The 25314-nt window shown below is 66.6% G+C and carries 4 protein-coding genes; all 4 read left to right on the top strand.

Going from position 1 to position 25314, the window contains the following annotated elements; translation table 11 throughout:
• Window positions 1–28 precede the first annotated feature (28 nt).
• The 4 genes from JNO50_RS03090 to JNO50_RS03105 all read left to right on the top strand — a co-directional run bounded on the left by JNO50_RS03090 (window position 29) and on the right by JNO50_RS03105 (window position 25307).
• On the top strand, window positions 29–12619 hold the full coding sequence (locus tag JNO50_RS03090) for a non-ribosomal peptide synthetase (protein WP_189533422.1): 12591 nt from the start codon (window positions 29–31) through the stop codon (window positions 12617–12619).
• Window positions 12620–12690: 71 nt separating this feature from the next.
• The gene (locus JNO50_RS03095) at window positions 12691–19182 is read left to right on the top strand and encodes a non-ribosomal peptide synthetase (protein ID WP_189533420.1); all 6492 of its coding nucleotides are present in this window, start codon (window positions 12691–12693) and stop codon (window positions 19180–19182) included.
• Window positions 19183–19218: 36 nt separating this feature from the next.
• Window positions 19219–23754: a type I polyketide synthase gene (locus tag JNO50_RS03100; RefSeq protein WP_215796472.1), complete on the top strand. Its 4536-nt coding sequence runs from the start codon at window positions 19219–19221 to the stop codon at window positions 23752–23754.
• The gene (locus JNO50_RS03105; RefSeq protein ID WP_189533416.1) at window positions 23751–25307 is read left to right on the top strand and encodes a condensation domain-containing protein; all 1557 of its coding nucleotides are present in this window, start codon (window positions 23751–23753) and stop codon (window positions 25305–25307) included. The genes JNO50_RS03100 and JNO50_RS03105 overlap by 4 nt, the downstream gene beginning before the upstream one ends.
• Window positions 25308–25314: the final 7 nt, after the last annotated feature.

The following is a 25314-nucleotide window of genomic DNA, read 5'->3' on the forward strand; positions in this document are numbered from 1 at the left end:
CGCGACAACGTGAGAGATCGGAATGAGCATGCTGTCTGAACTGAGCCGGATCGCCGAACGTTTCACCGACCGCATCGCCATCGAAAGCGATGATGTCAGGATCAGCTATCGCACCTTGCTGCAGCACGTGGAGGACCTGGCGCGCGCGGTGAGCGCCGTGTGCGGCCCCGGCGAGCGGGTCGCGACCTTGCTGCCCCAGCATATCGCCTTGGCGGCGAGCGCGCTGGGCATCATGGGAGCGGGAAAAGTGTTCGCTCCGCTGGATCCGCAACTGCCCCCCGAACGGCTCAAGGCACTGCTCGGCAGAATCGACGCCGGTCTCGTGGTCACGGAGCGGCGCTGGCTTGGTGCGCTGTCGGAGGCGCTTGGCGAACGCTTGGCGGATGCGCGGGTGCTGCTGCTCGACGGTGATGACGGTATGCCCCGGGAGGCCCCGCCGTTCGCGGCCTGGTCGCTGGACGAGGCGCTGGCGATGCCGGACGCCGGTGGCGAACGGACTTCGCCTCATGCGTATCTGTATTTCACCTCCGGCTCCACCGGCATGCCCAAGGCCGTCCTCGGACGCACCGACAGCCTGCTGCATTTCATCCGCTGGGAAAGCCGGGCGCTGCGGGTCGGTCCCGAGGACCGCGTCAGCCTCCTGACCGCGCAAATGTTCGATCCGTTCTTGCGCGATTTGTTGCTGCCGCTGTTGAACGGCGCCACCTTGTGCGTGCCGCCCGGGCGCGAACTGGTGTATTCGCCAGCGGATCTGCTCGCCTGGTTCGAAGCGCGCCGCATCACCCTGACGCACATGATTCCGTCGCTTTTCCAGGTACTGATCGAAGAGCGCGGCGCCGCCGACAGCCTGCGCCACTTGCGGGTGGCGGCGCTGGCAGGAGAAATGCTCAAAGGGTCGCTGGTTGACGACTTCTATGCCCTGGGGCTCGAGCATGCCCGTCTTTTCAATCTCTACGGTCCGACGGAAACCACGCTGGCGAAATTTTGCCATCCGGTCTGCGAGGCGGACCGGAACCGGCCGATTGTGGCGGTGGGGCATCCCATCGACGACACGGCGGCGCATCTGGTCGATGAGCGGGACGAAGCCGTCGGCGCGGGAGAGACCGGAGAGATCCTGATCGCCACACCGTACATGTCGGCGGGCTATCTCGACGCGGATCAGGACGCGCAGGCGCGTTTCATCGTCCGCGGCGGCGTGCCCATGTACCGTACCGGCGATCTTGGCCGGCGTTTGCCGGATGGCGCGATCGAGGTGATCGGGCGCAAGGACTTCCAGTTCAAGGTCGATGGCCAGCGCATCGAACCCGGAGAGATCGAAAACGCCCTCGAGCGTCATCCGGATGTGCTGCAGGCGATTGTCCACCCCACAGCGACCGGTACGGGCCGGACCGTGCTCGTGGCCTACCTGCGTCTGCGCCCAGGCTCGACCTTGGCCTGCGCGGAGGTCTGGCGGGCATTTCTCGCCCCGTATCTCGTTGTCGGCGCGATACCGGCGCGTTTCGAGGCGGTGGAGGCCTTTCCGTTGCTGCCCAACGGAAAAATCGACCGCAAGGCCCTGAAGCCCGAACCGGACGAACGGGAGCGCGCTCGCGCCGAACCGTCCACCGACACGGAACGGCAATTGGCCGTCATCTGGCAGAGCTTGCTGCCGGTGGCGCGGATAGGACTTGGCGAGTCGTTTTTCGATCTTGGCGGCACCTCGTTGATGGCGATCCGCATGCTGGCGCGGGTAAGGGAAACGACCGGCGCGAAGGTGCCGTTCGCCGGATTTCTCGCCGAGCCGACGCTCGACGGGCTGGCTCGGGCGGCCGACCGCTCGCCGCGCGCGGACAGCCGGCTTGTCGCGACCGGTTTGCGCAAGGGGCCGCCGACGCTCGATCAGCAGCGCATCGCGTTTCATCAGCGGCTGCATCCTGACAGTCCGGTGTACACCATGGCCTATACCGCGTCGTGGCGCGGGCCGGTCGATCCTGTCGCGCTGCAGGCGGCGCTGGATGCGCTGCTGGCCCGTCATAGCGCGCTCGGCGCACGGTTTGTGTTCGAAGATGGCGAGGCGGTGGCCGAGTTGTCCGGAGATGCGAGACTGCGCGTGCAATGGCGCATGGTGGAGTCCGCGAGCGAGGCGGAAGCGTTCATCGCGGCCGATGCCGGACGGCCGTTCGATCTGTCCCGCCCTCCGCTGATGCGCGTGACGATGCTCAGCCTCGGCGCCGAGGAGCAGATCCTGTACCTGGCGATGCACCATATCATCGGCGACGCCTGGTCGGTGTCGATGCTGTGGAACGAGCTGCTGGATCTTTATGCCAGCGCGCAGCGTGGCGCCGTTTGCGCCATGGCGCCCGAGGCCCTGACCCTGCTGGATGTGGCCGACTGGCAACGCCGCCGTCCCGCCGCGCCGCTCGAGTACTGGCTGCGCCAGCTGGCCGGTCCCTTGCCGGTCGCGCAGTTGCCCTACGACCGGCCGCCGTCCTCCGCTCCAGCGCAGCGTGGCGCGAGATTGCCGTTGCGCCTGCCCTCCGGTCTGTCGGAGCGCCTGCGCCACCTGGCCCGCGAGCGGGGCGCCACGCTTTACATGACCTTGCTCGCCGCGTACGCGGCGTTCCTGTATCGCTACACCCGCCAGGACGATGTACTGATCGGTACCCCGGTGGCCAACCGCGCCGAACCGGAACTGATAGCGCTGGCGGGGTTTTTCGTGAACATTCTGGTGATGCGCGTGCGGGTGGACCCCGCCGCGGGATTCGCCGCGCTGCTGGAGGCGGTGCGCGGCATCGCGCTCGAGGCGTTCGGGCATCAGGACGTGCCCTTTCACCGTCTGGTGGAAGCGCTCAATCCCGAACGCGCCGCCGGGGTGTCGGCCCTGTTCCAGACCATGTTCGCCTATCAGGAGACCATGCCCGCCGCGCGCCGGGCCGGCGATGCCGACGTGTCGGCGCTGTCCCAGCTCGATACGGGCACGGCCAAGTACGACTTGACACTGGAAATGTGGGAGGAGGACGACAGCCTCGCCGGCCAGATGGAATATTCGACCGAGCGCTTCGATGCAGGAACGATCGAACGGATGCTGGCCAATTTCACGGTGTTCCTCGGCGCGCTCGCCCGTGAGCCTCTGGCCCCCCTGGGCCGGCTTGCGCTGCTCTCCGACGCTGAACGCGCGCTGATCGATACGTGGAACGCGACCCAGGCGCCGTTCAGCGACGATGTGGCCGTGCACCGGCTGATCGAATGGCAGGCCGATGCGACGCCGCACGGCGATGCCGTGCTGTTCGAAGACCGCGCGCTGACCTACTCCGAACTTGATGCGATGGCCAACCGCTGGGCGCACCGGCTGATGGCGGCCGGGGTGGGGCCGGGGGTCCCCGTGGCCTTGAGCATCCGCCGTTCCGATCGGCTCGTCATCGGATTTCTGGCGATTCTCAAGGCCGGCGGCGTCTATGTGCCGCTCGATCCGGATTATCCGCTCGAACGGCGGCGCTTCATGCTGGAGGATTCCGGCGCCGGTCTGATGCTGACCGAAACCGCGCTCGCGCCGATGCTCGCCGACTTGCCCGCCGATGCCCTGTTCATCGACGGCGACGACGCCCTGAATTGCCCCGGGTCCCGGCCCGAACACGCGGTGTCCGCGGAGGATCCGGCCTACATCATCTACACCTCGGGTTCCACCGGGGTGCCCAAGGGCGTGGTCATCCGTCATCGCGGCGTGTGCAATCTGGCGCAGGCGGAGATCGAGCTTTTGCGGATGCGAAATGCCAGCCGGGTGCTGCAGTTCGCCTCGTTCAGCTTCGATTCGTCGATCTGGGAAATCGTCATGACGCTTTGCGCCGGGGGCGCGCTGGTCATGGCGCCAGCCAAAGACCTGATGCCGGGTCCGGCCCTATTGCATACGCTCAGGCATTACCGGGTCACGCACGTCACCCTGCCGCCGTCCGCGCTGGCCGCCCTGCCGGACGATCCCTTGCCGGATCTGGAGGTGCTGATCGTCGCGGGCGAGGCCTGCGGCACGGACTTGCTGCGCAAATGGGGCAAGGGCCGGCGCTTCATCAATTCCTACGGGCCGACCGAAGCGACGGTCAGCGCCGCCAACGCCGAGCTTGAGCATGACGCGGAGCGCGTCCATATCGGCCGGCCGCTGAACAATACCCGGATACGCTTGCTTGATGACCAGGGCCAGTCCGTGCCCGTCGGCGTGGCGGGCGAGCTGTACATCGGCGGGGTGGGACTGGCGATCGGCTACCACCGCCGCGAAGCCTTGACCGCCGAACGCTTCGTGCCGGATCCATGCGACGCTTCCGGGCAGGCGCGCCTGTACCGGACCGGCGATCTGGCGCGCTGGCTACCCGACGGCAATATCGAATACCTTGGCCGGATCGACCAGCAGGTGAAAGTGCGCGGTTACCGTATCGAACTGGGCGAGGTCGAAACCGTGCTGCGCGAGGCGCCCGGCATCACCGACGCGGTGGTCATGGCGCGGGCGGATTTTTTGCAAGGCAGCGCGCTGGTGGCGTATGTGCTGCAGGACGACGGGGTGAGCGCCGATATTCCCGCGATACGCGAACTGGCGCGGCAACGGCTGCCGGAATTCATGCTGCCCGCCGTGATCGTGCCGATGACGGCGTTTCCGCGGCTGCCCAACAACAAAGTCAACCGCAATGGTTTTCCGCTTCCCGATACCGGCGCGTCCTCCGGCGCGTCGCTCGAGGCTCCCGAGGGCGAGATCGAGGAGGCCATCGCGCGCGAGTGGTCCGAACTGCTGGGTTGCGGCGCCATTGACCGGAACACCTCCTTTTTCGATCTGGGCGGGCATTCGCTGCTCGCCGCCCGGGTCGAGGCGCGGCTGGCTGCCCGCCACGGCATCGAACTGGCGGTGCACGAGATTTTCGAGCACAAGACCATCGCGCGTCTGGCCCGCGTGGCGCGAAGCAAGACGGCGGATGCGCTGCCGTCGGTAGCGGATGGCGCGGACGCGCCGCTGACCCATGCCCAGCGGCGCATGTGGTTCCTCGAACAGATGAATCCGGGATCCTCGGCGTACCACATCGGGGTCGTCAAGCATGCGCTCGGGACAGTCGATCCCGACCTGCTGCGCCGCAGCCTGGCGGTGCTGTTCGAACGCCACGAGGCTCTGCGCATCCGTTTGCTGACGGACGGCGCCGAAGTGCGTCAGCGCGTCTCGGACGAACCCGTGCAGTGCGATATCCAGCCTGTGCCGGCGCTGGACGACTGGGCATGGCACAGCACCGTCGACGCGATCGCCCGGGCGCAGTTGCACACGCCGTTCCAGCTGGACGGCGGCCCGCTGTACCGCTTGCGGATCGCCGTTTCGGACAACGGCCGCTGCGCGCTGGTGTGGATCGTTCACCACCTGGTGATGGATGAGGCATCCTTCTCCGTGCTGGATGACGAATTGCCTCGCATCTACGAGGCGCTGGCCGCCGGCCTCGAACCGGCGCTGCCGCCGCCCGCGGCCCGGTTCCTCGGTTACGCGCAGTGGGAGCGCGCCACCGGGCGCGAACCGGAGTGGCGGCGCCAGCTGGATGACTGGAAAACCGTGTTCGCCACGCCTCCGGTCATCGCGACCCTGCCGTCCGATATGGTTCGGGATGCGGTCACGGCACGCGATGCGCGGGCCGGCATCGAATCTTTCGAACTGGACGCGAGTGTGACGGCACGCGTGCGCGATCTGGCCCGGCGGATGGGCACCACGCCGTTCACGGTGGTGCTGGCCGGTTACATGGCGCTGCTGCAACGCTATACCTCGGAACGCGACATCACCGTCGGCGTTCCCGTGTCGGTCAGACCTTTCCCCGAACTGGAAGGCACGGTCGGACTGTTTCTCAATACGCTGGCGCTGCGCGCCGGGGTGGATCCGGATTCGTCGTTCCAGTCGCTCCTCGAGACCCTGGGAGGAACGGTATCCCGGGCCTGGGCGAACCAGGCGGTGCCGTTCGAGCGCGTCGTGGACGCGGTGGATGCCGGACGCGACCACGATGGCCAGCCGCTGTTCCGGACGATGCTCGCGTACAGCCGCAAGTCCGTGGCGCCGGGCGGGCGGGCGCTCGAACTGGTCAGTTCGCCGGTGGCCGCGTCGTGCGCCAAGTTCGACGTGACGGTGTTTGTCGAAGAATACGACGAGGTGTTCCGGGGGACCTTAGAATACCGAGCGTCGCTGTTCCGCCCTGAATCAATACGCCGTCTGGCCGGACATTTTTGCCGGTTGATCGACGGTGCCGTGGCCGATCCGGCCTGCCCGGTCGGCGCATTGCCGATTCTCTCCGACGAGGAGCGGGGCTTCCTGCTGGACGGTTTCAATGCGACCGACGCCCCCTTGCCCGGGCAGTGCGCGCACCGCTTGTTCGAAGCGCAGGTCCGCCGCCGACCCGAGGCCATCGCCTGCGTGTGCGAAGGGCGCGAGCTCGGTTACGGCGAGCTTAACGCGCGCGCCAATCGTCTTGCCCGGTACCTGCGCGCGGCGGGCATCGGCACCGGCCAGCGGGTGGGGATCTTTCTGGAGCGCGGCGAGTCGCTGGTCGTGGCGATTCTCGCCGTCATGAAGACCGGCGCCGCCTACCTGCCGATGGACAGTGGCTTGCCCGGGCAGCGCCTGGCGTATCTGCTCGAAGACAGCGCGGCGTCCTTGCTGATCACCGGGGAGGCCCTGGCTTCACGCGTGCCCGGGCAAGGTCCGGCGCGGTTATTGATCGATGCGCAGGCCGAACGCTTCGCGTCCTTCGCCGCCGGGGATCCCGAATGGCCGGTGGCCTTGGGCGATCCGGCCTACGTGATTTACACCTCGGGCTCGACCGGGTTGCCCAAAGGCGTGGTGGTGCCGCACCTCGGACTCGCCAATTATCTCGCGCACGCGGTGGCGCACTACGACCATCCGGACGGCGCCGGCAACCCGATGCACTCCTCGATCGCGTTCGACGCCACCATCACCAGCCTTTTCGTGCCGCTGTTGACGGGCAAGACGCTCTTCATCGTGCCCGAAGACGATGAAATCGAACGTCTGTGCGACCTGTGGCGCGAGAAACCGGCGTTGACGCTCGCCAAGATCACGCCGGCGCACCTTGAAGTGCTGTCCAAGATCCTGCCCGCCAGCGCGGCCGGCCACACCGCCGCGCTGGTGGTGGGCGGCGAGGCCCTGCTGGCCACCACGCTGGCTTTCTGGCGCGAACACGCGCCCAGCGTGCGGGTGATCAATGAATACGGGCCGACCGAAACGACCGTGGGCTGCTGCGTGTACGAACTTGCCGCCGGCGACGCCGCGGACGCGGGCCCCGTGCCGATCGGCAAACCGATCCGCAACACCCGTCTGTACGTGCTGGACGAGACGGGTCGAGTGTTGCCGCCCGGCGCGGTCGGCGAGCTGTATATCGGCGGCGCGGGCGTGGCGCTGGGCTACCTGAACCGCCCGGAATTGACCGCGGAGCGTTTCGTGCCCGATCCGTTCAGCGCCGACGAAGGCGCCCGGCTTTACAAGACCGGGGACCTGGTCAGGTTCGATGCGTCGGGCCAGCTCGTCTATCTTGGGCGCAAGGATCATCAGGTCAAGCTGCGCGGCTACCGCATCGAGCTTGGCGAAGTCGAAGCGGCCCTGGCGGCGCATCCCGCGGTGCGCGAGGCGGCGGCGCAGATCGACGAGCGCGGCGGACGCCGACAGCTGGTGGCGTATGCCGTGCTCGATAGCGAAGACACGGAAGGCATTCTCGACGACCTCGCACAAAACCTGCCGGCCTATATGGTGCCGTCCATTCTGGTGCCGGTGCCGGCCATGCCCCTGACGACCAACGGCAAGGTCGACCGCGAAGCGCTGGCGCGCCTGCGGCCCGAACCGTTGCGCGAAGCGCCGGCGGTGGCGCGTTCCGATATGGAAAAACAACTCGCGGCGATCTGGCGCGAGGTGCTCAATCGCGACGACATTGGCATCCACGACAATTTCTTCGAATTGGGCGGCGACTCCATCCTCAGCTTGCAGATCGTGTTCCGCGCGCGTCAGGCCGGGCTGGACATGACGCCCCGCACGGTGTTCGATCATCCGAGCATCGCGCGGATGGCGAGCGCGGCGGGCCGGCGCCTGCCGGAACGCGGCGACGAGCCGCCGGCGCGCGGCGACGTGGTGCTCACGCCGATCCAGCGCTGGTTTTTCCGGCACAACGCGGCCAATCCGCACCATTACAACCAGTCTTATCTGTTTGACCTGGAGCCGGGCGCCCGGGCCGATGCGCTCGAAACGGCATTTGCGCGGGTACTGGACCATCACGAGGGACTCCGTACCCGTTTCGAGCGAACCGGATCGGTGTGGCGGGCCCGGGTGGCGGAGGCGGAGACGCCGTTCCGCCTGGAGCGTTTCGAGGTTCCCCGCGGCGACGATGCGGCCCTGCGCGAGGTGCTGGACAGTCTTGAGCGCGGCCTCGACATCGGGCGCGGGCGGGTTTTCCGGGGGGCGTACCTTGAGGATGGCGCGACCGCGCGTCTGGCGGTCGTGGCGCACCACCTGGTGGTCGATGGTGTGTCCTGGCGCATTCTGCTCGAGGATCTGATCCGAGCCTATGACGCCATCGCGGCGGGACGCGAGCCCGCCCTGCCGGCGCGCACGGCGTCCTTCCAGCGCTGGGCCTCTTATCTGGCGGGCCTTGACGCGCAACGCGAAGCCTCGTTCTGGCTCGCCTGCCTGGCGCGCCCCGTGGCCCGCCTGCCGCGCGGCACCGGGCACCCGGACGCGCGCAATGACGTGGCGTCGGCGCAAAAGATCCGGATGGCCTTCGATCCCGACTTCACCGAGGCGTTCCTTGTGCGCGCGCCGCAGGCGTACCGCGCCAATCCCGCCGACCTTGCGCTGGCCGCGCTGGCGCTCGCCTTGCGCGAGTGGATGCCGGAAGGGGCGCTGCGTGTCGATCTGGAGGGCCACGGCCGCGACGGTTTCGATGAGGCTCCCGATGTCAGCCGCACGGTCGGATGGTTCACGACCCTGTACCCGCTGCTACTTCAGATCGGCACGGACGGCGATGCGGACGAGGCGATCCGTGCCGTGAAGGAGGGCGTGCGCTCCCTGCCGTCCCGTGGCGCGGGTTTCGGCTGGCTGGCCGAGAGCGATTCCGCTCCCAACGGCATCTGCTGGGGAGAGGTGTGCTTCAATTATCTGGGGCGTTTCGATGCCGACTTCCATCGCTCGCCGCTGGCCGGCGTATCGACGCCGGTTTCCGTCCAGCGTCAGGATCCGCGCAATCTGCGCGCCTACCTGCTGGAGGTGGACGCCTACGTTTACGGCGATGCGCTCGAGGTTGTCTGGACCTATGGCGGCAATGTTCTCGCGGCCGATCGCATTCACGCGCTGACGGAACGTTTCGCGCATCATCTGCGCGCGGTCGTCGCGCATTGCCTCACGCTGCCCGCGCCGCGCCTGACTCCGTCGGATTTTCCGATGGCTGGCCTCGCGCAGGACGCGCTCGACCGCCTGGCCAGGCGCTATCCGGATCTGACCGATGTCTATCCGTTGACGGCCACCCAGGAAGGCATGGTATTCCATACCCTCAATGAGCCGGAGTCCGGGCTTTACCTCGAACAGTTGTGCTTCGAGCTGGAAACCGGGACGGATCCTGCCAGGCTAGAGCGGGCCTGGCGCGCCGTGGCCGGGCGTCATCCGGTTTTGCGCACCCGTTTTGATATGGCCGCGGCGGGGCACCCGCTGCAGATCGTCACCGGGAGCGTCGATCTCTCCTGGCGCGAGCGAGTCTTGCCCTCAGGCGGCATGGCCAGTGTGCTTCAGGAGGACAAGGCGAGGGGCTTCGATCTGGCCGAACCGCTGTACCGGATCACGCTCGTGCATTTGCCCGACGGGGAATGCATTCAGCTATTCAGTCACCATCACGCCATCCTCGATGGCTGGTCGGTCGCGCTGCTGATGGATGAAGTGACCCATGCCTACCGTGGCGGCGAGTTTACCGGCGAACCGCGCCCGTACCGGGATTTCCTGCGTTGGCAGCAAGGCCGGCACGAGGCCGACCGCCGTTACTGGCAAAGCCGGCTGGCGGGACTTGACGAAGCCACGCCCTTGCCGGCGGGGCGCCGTGATCCGGATGGCGAAGACGCGATCGGCCGCGCCGAGTTCGCGGTGCCGGCGGCGGCGCGGGACTCGATCGATGCGTTTGTCCGTCTCCACCAACTGACTCTGAGCACGCTGGTGCAAGGCGCCTGGGCGCTGCTGCTGAGCCGCTACACCCAGGTGTCCGATTGCCTGTTCGGTGTGACGGTATCCGGTCGGGCCCATGCCCTGCACGGTCTTGATGCGATGCTGGGGCTGTTCATCGCCACGATTCCCGCGCGTATCGCGGTGGATGAGGAGGCATGCGTCGCCGAATGGCTGCGCTGGGTGCAGGATGCCCACCTTGACGCCGAACTGCATACCTCTCTGTCGCTGGCGGATATCAAGCCGCATACCCGGGGAGGCGGGCACGGCGCGTTGTTCGAAACGGTCGTGGTCTTCGAAAACTATCCGGCCAGCCGCACGGACGAGGCGCCGCTGTTCCGCTTCGCCGGGGCGTCCGAGCGCACGAATTTTCCGTTGACGGTGGTGGTGTCCGACCGGGGCGGTCTGCACGGCCATCTCCATTTCGACCGGCGGCACTACGACGAAGACACGGCCCGTCGTCTGGCCGGGCATCTGGCCCGTCTGATCGTCGCGCTGGCCGGATGCGCCGATGCGCGCCTGGCCGACGTGCCGATGCTTTCCCCCGAGGAAACGCGCGTCTTGCTGACTCAGTGGACAGGACCGGCCGAACCCTACCCTTCCGGCGGTGCCCATGCCTTGTTCGAGGCCCGGGCGCGCGCGACGCCGGAGGCGCCGGCGCTCGTGCACGACGGCGGGATCGTCCGCTACCGCGAACTGGACGAGCGCGCCGGACGGCTCGCCGCCGCGCTTGACGCGCGGGGTGTCGGCAAGGGCAGCATCGTTGCCGTGTACTTGCCCCGTTCCGTCGAACTGGTGACATCGATGCTGGCGGTGATGAAGGCCGGCGCCGCCTACCTGCCGATCGATGCGGCCTATCCGGCCGAACGTGTGGCCTATATGGCCGCCGACAGCGGCGCCGCGCTGGTGATCACCGGGGAGCAGATGGCCGGGCGGCTGCCGGTTCCGGCCGACCGGTGCTTCCTGATCGATCGCGAAGCCTACGGTCCGGACCGGTTCGCTCCGCTTTCCGCCGAAACCGCTTCGGGCGATCCGGTTTACGTGATCTATACCTCCGGCTCCACCGGCCAGCCCAAAGGCGTGCTTATCGAGCACGGCGGCCTGGTCAATTATCTGAACTACGCGCGCCGAGCCTATGGCGCCGGGCCCGATACGCGGGCTTTCCTGCACTCGTCGGTCAGTTTCGACGCGACCATCACCAGCCTGTGGGTGCCGCTGGTGGCGGGTGGCCGCGTGCTGATCGTACCGGACGGGGAAGACGCCACGATCCTGTCGGAGAGACTGGCGGCCGAACCGGCCGGGCATCTCCTGAAAATCACCCCCGTGCATCTTGAGGTGCTCGGGCAGCGGCTCGAGCCCGGCGCGGCCGGGCACGTGACGTCGATGGTCGTCGGCGGAGAAGCGCTGAAAGGAGCCGCGCTGGCGCCCTGGCAGGACGCGGCGCCGGGGATGCGGATTTTCAATGAGTACGGTCCGACCGAAACGGTGGTCGGCTGCTGCGTGCACGAGTTCGGCGCCGACGAGCGTTACCCGGGGAACGTCCCCATCGGGCGGCCCATCGACAACACCCGGCTCTACCTGCTCGATGCCCGCGGCCGGCCCGTGCCGCTCGGGGCGGCGGGCGAACTGTATATCGGCGGCGCGGGCGTGGCCCGGGGCTATCTGAACCGTCCGGAACTCACCGCCGAGCGGTTCGTTCCCGATCCTTTCGCGGATGCCGGCGCGCGGTTGTACCGCACCGGCGATCTGGTCCGGGCGCTGCCGGATGGTTCGCTCGACTACGTGGGGCGCCGCGACCAGCAGATCAAGCTGCGCGGCTACCGCATCGAGCCGGGCGAAATCGAAGCGCAACTGGCGGCTCATCCGGCCGTGCGCCAGGCCGCCGTGGTCCTGCGCCGCGATGACGGCGCCGGTGACGGCTACCTTGCCGCCTATGTGGTGCCGGCCGGCGAAACGCCGGAGCCTCGCGCCTTGCGCGATTACCTGCGTGCGCGTCTGCCGGCCCATATGGTGCCTTCATTTTTCACCGTGTTGCCGGGCCTGCCCGAAACCGCCAACGGCAAAGTCGATTACAAGGCGCTGCCCGTGCCGGCGGCGATGAGCGCGACCGCGGCCGGCCGTGAGCCGGAGGGCGACGTGGAGATCGCGCTGTGCGCTATCTGGCGCGAGGTGCTCGGCGTGGAGCACGCCGGGGTCGAGGACAACTTCTTCGAGCTGGGCGGGCATTCGCTCAAGGCGCTGCGGCTGATGGCCCGCATCGAGCAGCAATGGGGCGTGCGCGTCACGGTACGGGATGTGTTCGATGCGCCAAGCATCGCCGCGTTGGCGGTGATCGTCGAGGCGCGGATGAGCGGCGCGAAAACCGCCGCCACCGCGGCGATTACCCGGCTCGCGCGGAAAGCGCGCCAGGCCGAGTCCTCGCAAACGGAGTGAAACCCAGGTTGCCGGAGGCGGCAGGAGCGTCTGCGGCTGCAGTGAACCACGATTACAGCAGGAGATATCGCATGCAGGCTACTTCCTATCTGTTCCGGCCGTCGTTCTCCCAGCAGCGTTTGTGGCTGCTGGATCAGCTCGAGCCTGCGTCGGCGCATTACAACATCACCACGGCGTTGCGCCTGATGGGCGATCTTGATATTCCCGCCCTCGAGGACGCCTTCAACGCGCTTCTCGCGCGTCACGAGTCGTTGCGCACCGAGTTCGTCTACGAAAACGAAGACGTGCGCCAGCGCTGCCTGGAAACCCTGACGTTGCCGCTTAACCGGATGACGGCCGGCGCGGACGACAAGGCCCTGATCGATGCCTTTCTCCTCGCGGAGTACCACACCGTCTTCGATCTTGCCAAAGCGCCGCTGATCCGCTGCAGCCTGCTGACGCTCGCCCCGCGGCTGCACATTCTGGCCGTGACCCAGCACCACATCATCTCCGACGCGGTTTCGGCGCAGATCCTCGCGCGCGAGCTGGCCGAACTGTACCGGGCGCGCCGCGCCGGAACCCCGGCAAGGCTGCCCGAGCTCGAGATCCAGTATGCCGACTACGCCGAATGGCAGAGGGAGCAGGCGACCGGCGAACTGTTCGAATCGCAGCTGGCCTACTGGAAGCGCCAGCTGGCCGGTGTGGCGCCGCTCGAATTGCCTGTCGACCGGATCCGGCCCGCGCGGCAGTCGTTCAAGGGGGCAACCCTGCATTTCACCGTCCCGTCCTCGGTGACCGAACAACTGGGACAAACCGCGCGGGCGGGCGGAGCCAGCCTGTTCATGGGATTCCTGTCGGTGTTCTACCTCCTGCTTTACCGGTATACCGGCCAACAGGACCTGGTGGTCGGCACACCGGTGTCCGGACGTACCCGGTTGGAGCTGGAAAACCTGGTCGGGTTTTTCGTCAACACCCTGGCATTGCGCGTAGAGCTGGATCCGGAGGCGGATTTCGGCGAACTGCTCAACGCGGTGCGGACCGCCGTGCTGGATGGCCAGTCCAACCAGGATCTGCCGTTCGACCGCGTGGTCGACGTCCTGAGGCCGCGCCGCGATTTGAGCCACGCGCCGATTTTCCAGGCGATGTTCGCCTATCAGGAGTCGGTGTCGGGGCAGTGGCAGTTCGAGGGGTTGGACGTGACACCGCTGGATATTCCCGGCGACACCGCGAAGTTCGATCTGACGCTGTCGCTCGACGTGACCGGTGTCAGGGCGCGCGGCGCGCTGGAGTACAGCACGGATCTTTTCGACACGGCCACGATGGAGCGCTTTGTCGGCAACTACCTTGCTCTGCTAGGCGCGGTGTGCGGCAAAGAGCGGCCCCCGGTCGCCGATTACCCCTTGCCGGAAAACGAGGCCGCCGCAGGAGAGTGCGCGCCGCTGCCGGTGTTTGCGGTGACGCAGTGCCTGCACGAATCCTTCGAACGTCAGGTTCGAGAAACACCGGATGCCGACGCCCTGTCGTTCGCCGGCAAGCGGCTCAGCTATCTGGCTCTTAACGCGCGCGCCAACCGGCTGGCGCATTACATTCGCCGCTCGATGAGCGGCAAGTTCGCCGGACCGGATGCGCTGATCGGTATTTGCCTGCCGCGCCAGGAGGAACTGGTGGTGGCGATTCTGGCCGTGCAAAAAGCGGGGTTCGCCTATGTGCCGATCGATCCGACCTTGTCCGCGGAGCGCATCGGATTTTATGTGACGGATTCCAGCGTGCGTCTGGTGGTGACCCTGGCCGAGTTCAGCGGCGTGTTCGACGGATTGACGTGCGATGCGGTCTGCGTCGACAGTGAACAACCCTTCATCCAGTCCATGCCCTCGGACAATCTTGCCGGCGTGGGCGATCCGGACCGGACGGCCTATGTGATCTATACCTCGGGTTCGACCGGCACCCCCAAGGGAGTGCGGGTGACCCACCGCAACGTGATGCGGCTTTTTCTGTCCACCGAACGCTGGTTCGGGTTCGACCGGCGCGATGTCTGGACCCTGTTTCATTCGACTTCCTTCGATTTCTCGGTATGGGAAATCTGGGGCGCGTTGCTCTATGGCGGCAGGCTGGTCGTGGTGCCCTACCGGGTATCGCGCTCGCCCGAGGCGTTCTACCAATTGCTTTGCGACGAACGGGTCACCGTGCTCAATCAGACGCCATCGGCATTCAAGCTGTTGATGGCGGCGGATCAGTCCCTCGCGCCGCAAGGGGGGCAGTTGGCCCTGCGCTACGTGATCTTCGGCGGCGAAGCGCTGGAGCCCGCCTCGCTCGCCGGCTGGGTCGACAAGTACGGAGACCTCGCGCCGCGTCTCATCAATATGTACGGCATCACCGAAACCACCGTGCACGCGAGCTACCGCCCGATCACCCGGGCCGATGTGTCGCGCACCGGCATGAGTCCCATTGGCGGCGCCCTTCCGGACTTGCGTTTTCATCTGTTCGATTCGCGGCGCCGGCCGGTGCCGCAAGGCGTGATCGGCGAGATTTACGTGGAAGGGGCCGGTGTGGCGGGCGGCTATCTGAACCGTCCCGAACTGACCGCCGAACGTTTCGTGCGCTGGGGCGACGGCGGGGTGCTCTACCGGACCGGCGACCTTGCCCGCGCTTTGCCCGACGGCAGTCTGGAGTACAAGGGGCGTGCCGATCATCAGGTGAAGGTGCGGGGATTCCGCATCGAACTTGGGGAAATCGAGTCGGCGCTGAGGGCGTCGGGAATGGCGGCCGAAGCGGTGGTGACCACTTGGCGCGACGGTTCGCACAATGATGTGCGGCTGGTGGCCTATGTGGTGCCGACCGGCTCCGGCGTGAAAATCGATGCGCTGCGCGAGGCGCTCAAGACCCGGTTGCCCGAATACATGCAGCCGGCCAGCTTCGTATTTCTCGAGGCGTTGCCGCTGACGGCGAATGGCAAAATCGACCGTCGCGCCCTGCCGGCGCCGGATCACGAGCGCCCGGATCTGGCCAGCGACTATGCGCCGCCGGTCTCGCCGGCCGAGCAGCGCTGGGCGGAAATCTGGAGCGCGGTGCTCGGGTTCGAGCGGATCGGGGTGAACGACAATTTCTTCGCGCTGGGCGGGGATTCGCTGCGCGGCGTGCAAGTGATCGCCCGGGGACGGGCGCAGGGACTGAACGCTTCGCTGGTCGATCTGTTCGAGCGTCAGACCATCGCCGAACTGGCCGCGCTTCCCGAGCTCGCGCCGGAAGAGGGCGAGCGACGCCGTGTTCGCGAGCCGTTCGATCTGATTTCGCCCGAAGACCGCGCGCGCCTGCCTGCCACCGCCATCGACGCCTATCCCTTGAGCCGCATGCAGGGCGGCATGTTCTATCACATGAACATGGCGCCGGAGTCGAATGTTTACCATTGCACCGGCACCACCCATATCCGTCTTGTCGCCCCGTTCGATGAAGAGGCCTTCCGCGAAGCGGTGCGCCGCACCGTGGCGCGCCACGATGTGCTGCGCATGTCGTTCGACCTGGCCGGGGCGAGCCAGCCCTTGCAGATCATCCACAGCGAGGCGGAATTGCCGGTGGTGGTGGAAGACCTGCGCGAACTCGGCCATGACGAGCAGGAAGCGCGCATCCGCGCGCTGCTGGAGTCGGAGCGCGTGACGCCGTTCGATCTGTCCCGTCCGACCCTGCTGCGGTTTTTCGTGCAGCTGCGCACCGACCTCTCGTTGCAGTTCACCATGACCGAGTGCCACCCGATTTTCGACGGGTGGAGCTACCACACCATGATCGTCGAGGTATTCAACCGTTACGCGGGCCTCACCGGTCTGGGGCACTTCGAGGAACCCGCGCCGCTGTCGGTCAGTTACCGCGACTTCATCGAACGGGAACTCGCGGCGGTGGCCGATCCGGCCCAGCAGGATTTCTGGTCGGACAAGCTCGAGGGCTGCACGGTGCTGCGCTTGCCGCGCCTTGCCGGCATGCGGGAACAGGGGGCGGTACCGAGCCTGAAGGCATGGCGTCTGACCTTGCCGGACGATGTGTACGCCGGCCTGCTGCGGCTGATGCACGCGGCGTCCGTGCCGATGAAGAGCGTGCTTCTCGCCGGTCACCTCAAGGTGATGAGTCTGGTGACCGGCGAAGTGGACATCCTCACCGGCATTCCCGTCAACGGGCGTCCGGAAGAGGCCGGTGGCGATCAGTTGTACGGTCTTTTCCTCAACACACTGCCGTTCCGCTTCGAGCTCTCGCGCGGCAACTGGCTCGACATGGTCAAGGCGGTATTCGCCGGTGAGTGCGAGTGCATGCCCTACCGATGCTTCCCGTTGGCGGAGATACAGCGCCGTTTCGGCAAGGAGCCCTTGCTGCCCGATGTCCTGTTCAACTACATGGATTTCCATGTGTACGACAGGCTCGACAGCCATCTCGGATTCGAGGTGGTGGAGTCGCCGGACAGCGGCGATGTCAATGAAGGCACCAACTTCGCGCTGAATGTGCATTTCCAGCATCTGACCCTGTCGTCGCGCCTGCGGCGCAACCAGGTGTCGATCCAGCTCGACTACGACGAAACCCAATTGACACGCGCGCAGATCGAGCAGTTGTCGGGGTATTACCAGGATGTGTTCGCCGCGATGGCGCACACGCCCGGACAGCGGCATTGGGCGGAGGATTTTCTGCCGCCCTTGATGCGCCGGCAGGTGCTCGATGCGTTCGCCCGCGGTCGCGAGGTCGAGCATGATCCTCTGCCGCTCGCCGCCCTGTTCGCACAGGCCGTGAGCCTGTACGGCGACAGGGAGGCGCTGTCCGACGGCACCGACACGCTCAGCTACCGACAGCTGGAGGAGCGCGCCAACCGGCTATCGCATTGCCTGAAGAGCCGGGGTGTGCGCAAGGGCGAATGCGTGGCGCTGGCGCTGGGGCGCTCTATCGATCTGGTTGTCGCGGTGCTGGCCACGATCAAAGCGGAAGCGGTGTACATGCCGGTCGATGCCGATGATCCGCGCGAACGCGTGGAGGATCTGGTGCGCGATGCCGGTGTGCGCTGCCTGGTCACATCGGCCTCCCGTTTCGGGAAACTGGAGGGCATGGCCGCGGCGGTTCTGGCGCTGGGCAGCCGCGAACTGGACGACGAGCTGGACGAGATGCCCGCCACCGCGCTGCCGGTCACCATCGATGCGTCGGCGCCGGTCTACGTGATGTACACCTCGGGGTCCACCGGCAAACCCAAGGGGGTGCTGGTGCGCCACAAGGGGGTGGTGCGGCTCGTGAAGGATGTCGGATATGCCGACTTCACCCGCCATGGCCGGATACTCATGGTGTCCAATGTGTGCTTTGACGCTTCCACCATGGAAATCTGGGGCGCCTTGCTCAACGGCGGCTTCCTGGCGATCTATCCGGATGCCCTGCCAAGCCTGCCGGTCCTGGAAACGGTGATCGCGCGCCATGGTGTTCAGACGGCGTTCCTGACCGCCTCCCTGTTCAATATGGTGGTGGATGAGCGGCCGCAGTTGCTGGCGCCGTTGCGCCAGCTGATTACGGGAGGGGAGGCGATGTCTCCCGCGCATGCGGCGAAGGTGCTGGCGCTGTTGCCCGGCCTGCGGCTCATCAACGGATACGGCCCGACGGAAAACACCACGTTCACCACCACGTACGAGGTGGCCGGGGAGGGGCTGGAAGGCGCCGGCTCGGTGCCGATCGGACGGCCCATCGAAAATACCCGGGTTTACGTGCTTGACCGGTTCATGAATCCCGTCCCGGTCGGCACGCCCGGCGAACTTTTCACCGGAGGCGACGGACTCGCGATCGGTTATCTGGGCAGCGAGACGCTGACGGCCGAGCGGTTTGTCTCCGATCCGTTCAGGCCCGGCGATGGCGAAGCGCGTCTTTACCGTACCGGCGACCGTGTCCGCTATTTGCCGGACGGATCGCTTCACTTTTTGGGTCGCATGGATCGTCAGGTGAAAATCCGCGGCTTCCGCATCGAGACCGGCGAGATCGAAAGCGTGCTGGGCGCGCACCCGGAGGTACGGCAGGCGGTGGTGCGGGTGGTCGAGGACGCGGCTGGCAAGAGCCTGGCCGCCTATGTGGTACCGGCCGCCTCGCTCGGCGGCGATCCGACTCCGCTGAAGCATTACCTCGCGAGGCGCTTGCCGGCGTACATGCAGCCTTCCCACCTGGTGTTCCTCGACAGTCTGCCGCTCACGCAGAGCGGCAAGCTCGATACGGGGCGCCTGCCGGCCCCGGTGCGCGAGGTGCGCGAGGCTTCCAGGACGCTCGCGCTGTCCAGCCGCGAAGAGCGCGATATCCAGGAAATCTGGTCCGATGTGCTGGGTATCGCGCAACCGGGACTCGACGAGAATTTCTTCGATCTGGCGGGGCACTCGCTGCTGCTGATGCGGGTGCACCAGTCGCTGCTCGCCCGCGGTTATTCCGGCGTCTCGATCATCGATCTGCTCAACTACCCGACCATTCACACGCTGGCCCGCCGCTTGCAAGGCGGCGATACGGAGGGGGCCGAGGTCGGTGCCGTCGGCAAGATCGTCGAGGAGGGCCGGCATCGCCTCGCCCGGCTGCTGAACCGCAAACAGGGACATTGAACCGCCGCACGCGGCGGGATGAACGGGAGTTTGGCAATGCAAGCACTGAATGGAGCAGAAATCGCGGTGATCGGCATGGCCGGCCGCTTCCCGGGCGCGGAGGATATCGACGCGTACTGGCGCCTTGTCGAGGAGGGCATCGAAACCATCCGCCCGTTGAACCGGGAGGAACTGACCGAGGCCGGTATTGGCGAGGAGCGTCTGAAGGATCCGGATTACGTGAATGCCGGCGCTTTTCTCGAGGACATCGAATATTTCGACGCGGGACTGTTCGGCTATTCGGCGAGAGAGGCCGAGCTGATGGATCCGCAGCACCGGCTGTTTCTGGAAACCGCCTGGCAGGCGCTGGAGCACGCGGGATGCGCTCCGGACCAGTACGAGGGCGCGATCGGCGTGTTTGCCGGCTCATCGGTCAGCAGCTACCTGGTCGAGACGGTGCGCAACCCCGATGCGTTGCGTCGCGTGGTGCTCGCGGATCTGATGTATGAAAACAACCACGATCTGCTCGCGACGCGCCTGTCGTACAAATTGAACCTGACCGGGCCCAGCGTGGTGCTCGGCACGGCGTGTTCCACATCGCTGGTGTTGATTCATTATGCCTGCCAGTCGCTGCTGGCCGGAGACTGCGATACCGCGCTCGCCGGAGGGGTGCGCGTCAGCGTGCCGCACAAGACCGGTTATGTTCACGCCGAGGGCGGCATCCTGTCGGGCGACGGCCATTGCGCGACGTTCGACGCTTCCGCGTCCGGCACCATTTCCAGCAACGGTGTCGGCGTGGTGGTGCTCAAGCGCCTGGCCGACGCGATTCGGGATGGCGACACCATCCACGCCATCGTCAAGGGCACGGCCGTCAATAACGATGGCGCGCAGAAGGTCGGCTTCACCTCGCCGTCGGTCGCAGGACAGGTCGACGTGATCAAGAAAGCGCTGGTGGCCGCCGATGTGCAGGCCGATTCGATCGGCTATGTCGAAGCGCACGGCACGGCCACGCGTCTTGGCGATCCGATGGAGGTGGCGGCCCTGACCCGGGCGTATCGCGCGTTTACCGGCCGCCGCGGGTTTTGCGCCATCGGGTCGGTCAAGGCCAATATCGGCCATACCGATTGCGCGGCCGGGGTGGCCGGTTTCATCAAGGTCGTGCAGATGCTCCGGCATGCGGTTCTGCCTCCGAGCGTGCGTTTCCGGGCGCCGAATCCGGAAATCGATTTCGCCGATTCGCCATTTTTCGTGTCGACCCGGCATCGCGCCTGGGAGGGCGAGGTGCGGCGCGCGGCGGTCAGCGCCTTCGGCATCGGCGGGACCAATGCCCACGCCATTCTCGAATCGGTCGAACCCCAGCTTGGCAAAACCGCGTCGCGGTCCTGGCAGGTGCTGTGCTTTTCCGGGAAAACCCGCGCGGCGTTGACGGCGAACCTTGCCCGGTTCCGAGACTGGCTGTCGGCGAACGACACGGTATCGCTCGCCGATGCCGCCTACACGCTGCAGACCGGTCGGATCGGCCTCGACTACCGTTGCAGCGTGGTCAGCCGCGACCGCGAGGACATGCTGGCGGCGCTGGCGCAGGAGCCGGTTGTCCAGCATTGCCGGAAAAATGACCGAGGCGTGGTGTTCCTGTTCAGCGGCCAGGGCGCCCAGTATCCGGACATGATGCGCGGTCTTTACGAGTCCGAGCCGGCCTATGCCGCTGTTGTCGACGAGTGCGCGGCGCTGCTGGCCCCGGAGCTGGGTGTCGATATCCGGGACATCGTGTTTCCGTCGGAGGACGCGGTGGCGGCAGGGGATTTGCCCCTGTACCGCACGCGCTTTACCCAGCCCGCGCTGTTCGTTGTCGAATACGCGCTGGCCAGGCTTCTGATGTCCTGGGGCGTGCGGCCCCGCGCCGCGATCGGCCACAGCATCGGCGAATATGTCGCGGCCTGCCTCGCGGGGGTGTTCGATCTGCCTTCCGCCCTCGCCCTGGTCAGCGCGCGGGCGGCGGCCATGGAGGCGATGCCGTCCGGCCGGATGATCGCCGTCGGATTGAGCGAAGCGGCGGTAAAACCGTGGTTGCGCGACGGCGTGTGCCTCGCCGCCGTCAACGCCCCGGAGCGCGTCACCTTGTCGGGCGAGAGTGGCGCGATCGGCACGCTGGAGGCCGAGCTCGAGCGCGCGGACATTGTCGTGACGCCTTTGCACACCTCACATGCATTCCACAGTTCCATGATGGACGGCTGCCTGGAGACGTTCTCCCGCGCTTTTGACGGCATTGAATTGCACGCGCCGATGTTGCCGTTTCTGTCCTGCGTGTCCGGCGACTGGATCCGGCCCGAAGAGGCCGTATCGGTCGATTACTGGCTGCGCCAGTTGCGCATGCCGGTTCGCTTTGCCGACGGAGTCGCCCGTGTGACCGGCGATGAAAGCCATGTTCTGCTCGAAGTCGGTCCCGGGCGTTCCCTGGCGACGCTCGCCGAAGAGTCGGCGGGAGAGGAAAAAACCGCCGATGTGCTGTTCTGCGTGCGGGAAATGAAACGTCACACCGCCGATGACGCTTTCCTTTACGGCACAATCGGCAAACTCTGGAGCCTTGGAGTAAAAATCGATTGGCGGGCGTTCCATCGCAATGAGCCGCGCCGCAAGATTCCCTTGCCGACGTATTCGTTCCAGCGTCAGCGTTATTGGCTTGACCGCCCCGCCGCGCCGGATCGGCATTCCGCCCCTCTGCCATCCGGTGCGCGTCTGCCGATGGCCGACTGGTTCTACCGACCCGTCTGGCGGCAGGCGACCCGTCCGGCGCCGGCCTCGCTTCAGGCGAAGCACACCTGGCTGGTGTTGTGCGACGGGCTGGGCGTGGGGCGCCAACTGTCGCAGGCGCTGCGTGCCGCCGGGCACTCGGTCTGGCAAGTCTGGCCGGGGCGGACGTTCCGGGTCGTGGGGGATCGGAGGGTCCAGATTCCGTATGGCAACGCCACCGCGATCGGGCAATTGTTCGCGTTTCTTCACGCCCAGGGCGCGTTGCCCGACCGCATCGCGGATTGTCTCGGGGTGACGCCGTTCCCCAGAAAAAACGCCCGTGCCCGCGGCACGCATTTCGAAGTCCTGCTGGCCATTGCCCGCGCGTTCACGCAAACGGCTCCGGACGCCTCGGCGGATCTTTTTTTGGTATGCACGCATCGTTACGACGTGACCGGCAGCGACCGGATCGATCCGGCCAAGGCGCTGCCCGGCGGCGCATGCCGCGTGATTCCCCGCGAGTTCGCCCAGATACGCTGCAAGGAAATCGACATCGCCCTGCCGGCCCGCAGCCGTTTCGTGCCGGCGAGGTTTTTCGATATCTCGCCGCTGGTCGCCGAGTTGCTGTGCGGCGACGGCGACAGCAGCGTCGCGCTGCGGGGCCGTGGCCGGTATGTGCAGAGCATGGAGGCCGTCTCTCTGGATGAGCCGGCGCCTGTGCCCCTCTTCCGTGAGCAGGGGGTGTATGTGATCACCGGCGGTTTTGGCGGTATCGGCGCAACGGTGGCGCGGCATCTGGCCCGGAACTATCAGGCCCGGCTGATCCTGATCGCACGGGGCGACGTTCCGCCCGAGGCGGAGTGGGATGCCTGGCTTGCCGAGCATGACGCGTCCAACGAAAAATCCCGGCGCATCCGCTTGCTGCGGGAATTGCACGCCATGGGCGGCCGTGCGCTGGCCATCGCCTCGGACCTGTCCGATATTCACGCCCTCAAACGCGCGCTGGTCCGGGCCGAGAGGGTTTTCGGGACCGTCAACGGCGTGTTTCATTCCGCGGGCGTGGCCGACGGCGCACTGATCCAGCGGCGCACCGCCGCCGATTCGGCTGCCGTGTTCACGCCCAAGGTCGGCGGCAGCGAAGCGCTGGCGCATGCCTTGCGCCGCCACACGCTCGACTGCTTCGTGCTGTGCTCGTCGCTGGCCTCGCACATCGCGCCGCTTGGCCAGGCCGCCTATTGCGCGGCCAACGCCTTCCAGGATGCGTTCGCGCATCGCGGCGCCGCGGCCGGCAAAACGCGCTACCTCTCCATCGGCTGGGACTCCTGGCGGGAAGTGGGTATGGCGGTCGACAGTCTCGGCGCCGACCGGCTGGACGCCATCCGTCACGGCTTGCTTCCCGAAGAGGGCATCGCTGTGCTGGAACGGACCCTGGCCAGTGGTCTTGCGCATTGCGTCGTTTCCACGCGCGGTTTGCCGTTGCCGTCGGAGGAGGAACGACCGGAGCCATCCACGGAAACCGCGGACACGGAAGCGCCCTCCGGCCGTTTCTACCATCCCCGTCCGGACCTTCCGTCGGGGTTCCTGGCGCCGCGCGACGAGATCGAGTCGTGCATACAGAGGATCTGGCAAGACAAGATGGGGGTGGCGCCGCTGGGCATCGACGATGATTTCTTCGAACTGAACGGGCATTCGCTAATGGCCGTGCAGATCGTTGCCGAGATCAAGCGGCAACTCGATGTGCGCTTGCCCACCGGCCTCATATTCGATAACCCGACCATCGCCAAACTGGCCGACTGCGCCCGGTCGCGGCTCGGGAAAACCGGTGTCGGCGATGCGCGCGCCACAAGCGAGGTGAAACTGTGAATACACTGCTGACGCCGTTCCCCGTGGCGACGGACCGGGCCGACGGAGCCCCGCCCGACACGGTATTGCCGCTGGGCTACGCGCAATTGTGCTTCTGGTTCGTGTATGCGGCGCTGGGCGAGACCGCCAACAATCTGTCGCGCACCCTCCTTGATGGAGAGCTCGACATCCAGAGGCTGGAGCGCGCCTTCAACCTGTTGATCGAGCGGCATGACTCGCTTCGGGCGAGCATCCCGGACTGGAATCCGGTGCAGCGGATCCGGGAGCACACACCGTTCGATCTGCCTGTTCAGGACGTGTCGACGCTGGATGAAGCGCCGCGCGCCGCGGTGATCGGCAAGGTTTCGCATGCGCTGATCGCCTCCCCGTTCCGGCTCGACGAACCTCCCCTGTTGCGCGCGCGCCTGTTCCGTCTCGCCCCCCGGCAGCATCTGTTGCTGCTGTGTTTCCCGCACATCGTCGCCGACGGCGGCGCGGTGCACCTGTTCGAGCGGCAATTGATCGAGTGCTACGAGGCGCTGTTCCGTGGCGAGCGGCGCTTGCCCGGTCGCGCCGATACCCTGCAGATCGGCCGGTTCGCCGTTGCCGAGCGTGATCGCAACCGACTTTGCGGCGCGGCGGCGGAGACGTTCTGGCGCAAGCGGCTGGCCGGCCATCCGTATGCGCGTTTTCCCGAAAGGATGCTGGCACGCGGCGAGCGGATCCTCCACAGCCGCTACATGGCGTTTCCGGAAGGCGCGCTGGCCGCCCTGACCGGGCTCGCCCACCGTCACAAAGCCACATTGCAGATGGGATTGATTGCGGTCGTTGGGAGCGCGATTCACCGGGTGACCGGCCAGGCCCGCTTCACGGTCAACTCCGTCCTGGAAAACCGCGAGGAACCGGGAACCGATGCCCTGATGGCGCCGTTGCTGGGGGTGATGCCGGTGCCGATGGCGATGGAGGGCGGCATGACATTCGACGCGCTGCTCGGCCGGGTGCGCGAGTTCGTGCTCGAGGCCTATGAGCATCGCGACTGCCCGTGGAGCATCCCGGTCGGCTTGCTCGCCGAACAGCGCTGGCGGTCGAGTCCGCGTTTGCGCGTCGCGGGCGTGCGCGCGGCCGGCTGGCTGATGGCCAGGGTGTTTCGCAAGGCCCGGCTCTATCCGCGATTTCTCGCCGATTATCTGTTCATGGAGCCGTTTCCTCCCAAAGGATGGCGGCGTGGCGACCGTACCGCCTTTCACGGTGTTCCGGATCCGGTCATCAACGTGAACATGCTGCAAAGCGCCTTCAAGCGGGACACCGAGTCGGAACAGAATGCGTCCGGGCTGAAGGCTCGTCCGTTGAATAGCCCGACCCAATACACGCTGGACGAAGAATGTCCGGGCCAGTGGGAGGATGACACCATCAATATTTATATCGTCGACACGGGCAACGGCACGCCTTCCTTGCGCGTAACGTGCGCGAACCTCAATGCCGAAGGCGTTGCGGCGCTGCTTGCCGCGCTTTCTGATGTGCTCGGGTATCTCTCGCGCAATCCGCATCTTCCCATCAATCTCATGGATCGCTAGCACCTAT

It is taken from the genome of Paludibacterium paludis, assembly GCF_018802605.1.
GTDB lineage: Bacteria > Pseudomonadota > Gammaproteobacteria > Burkholderiales > Chromobacteriaceae > Paludibacterium > Paludibacterium paludis.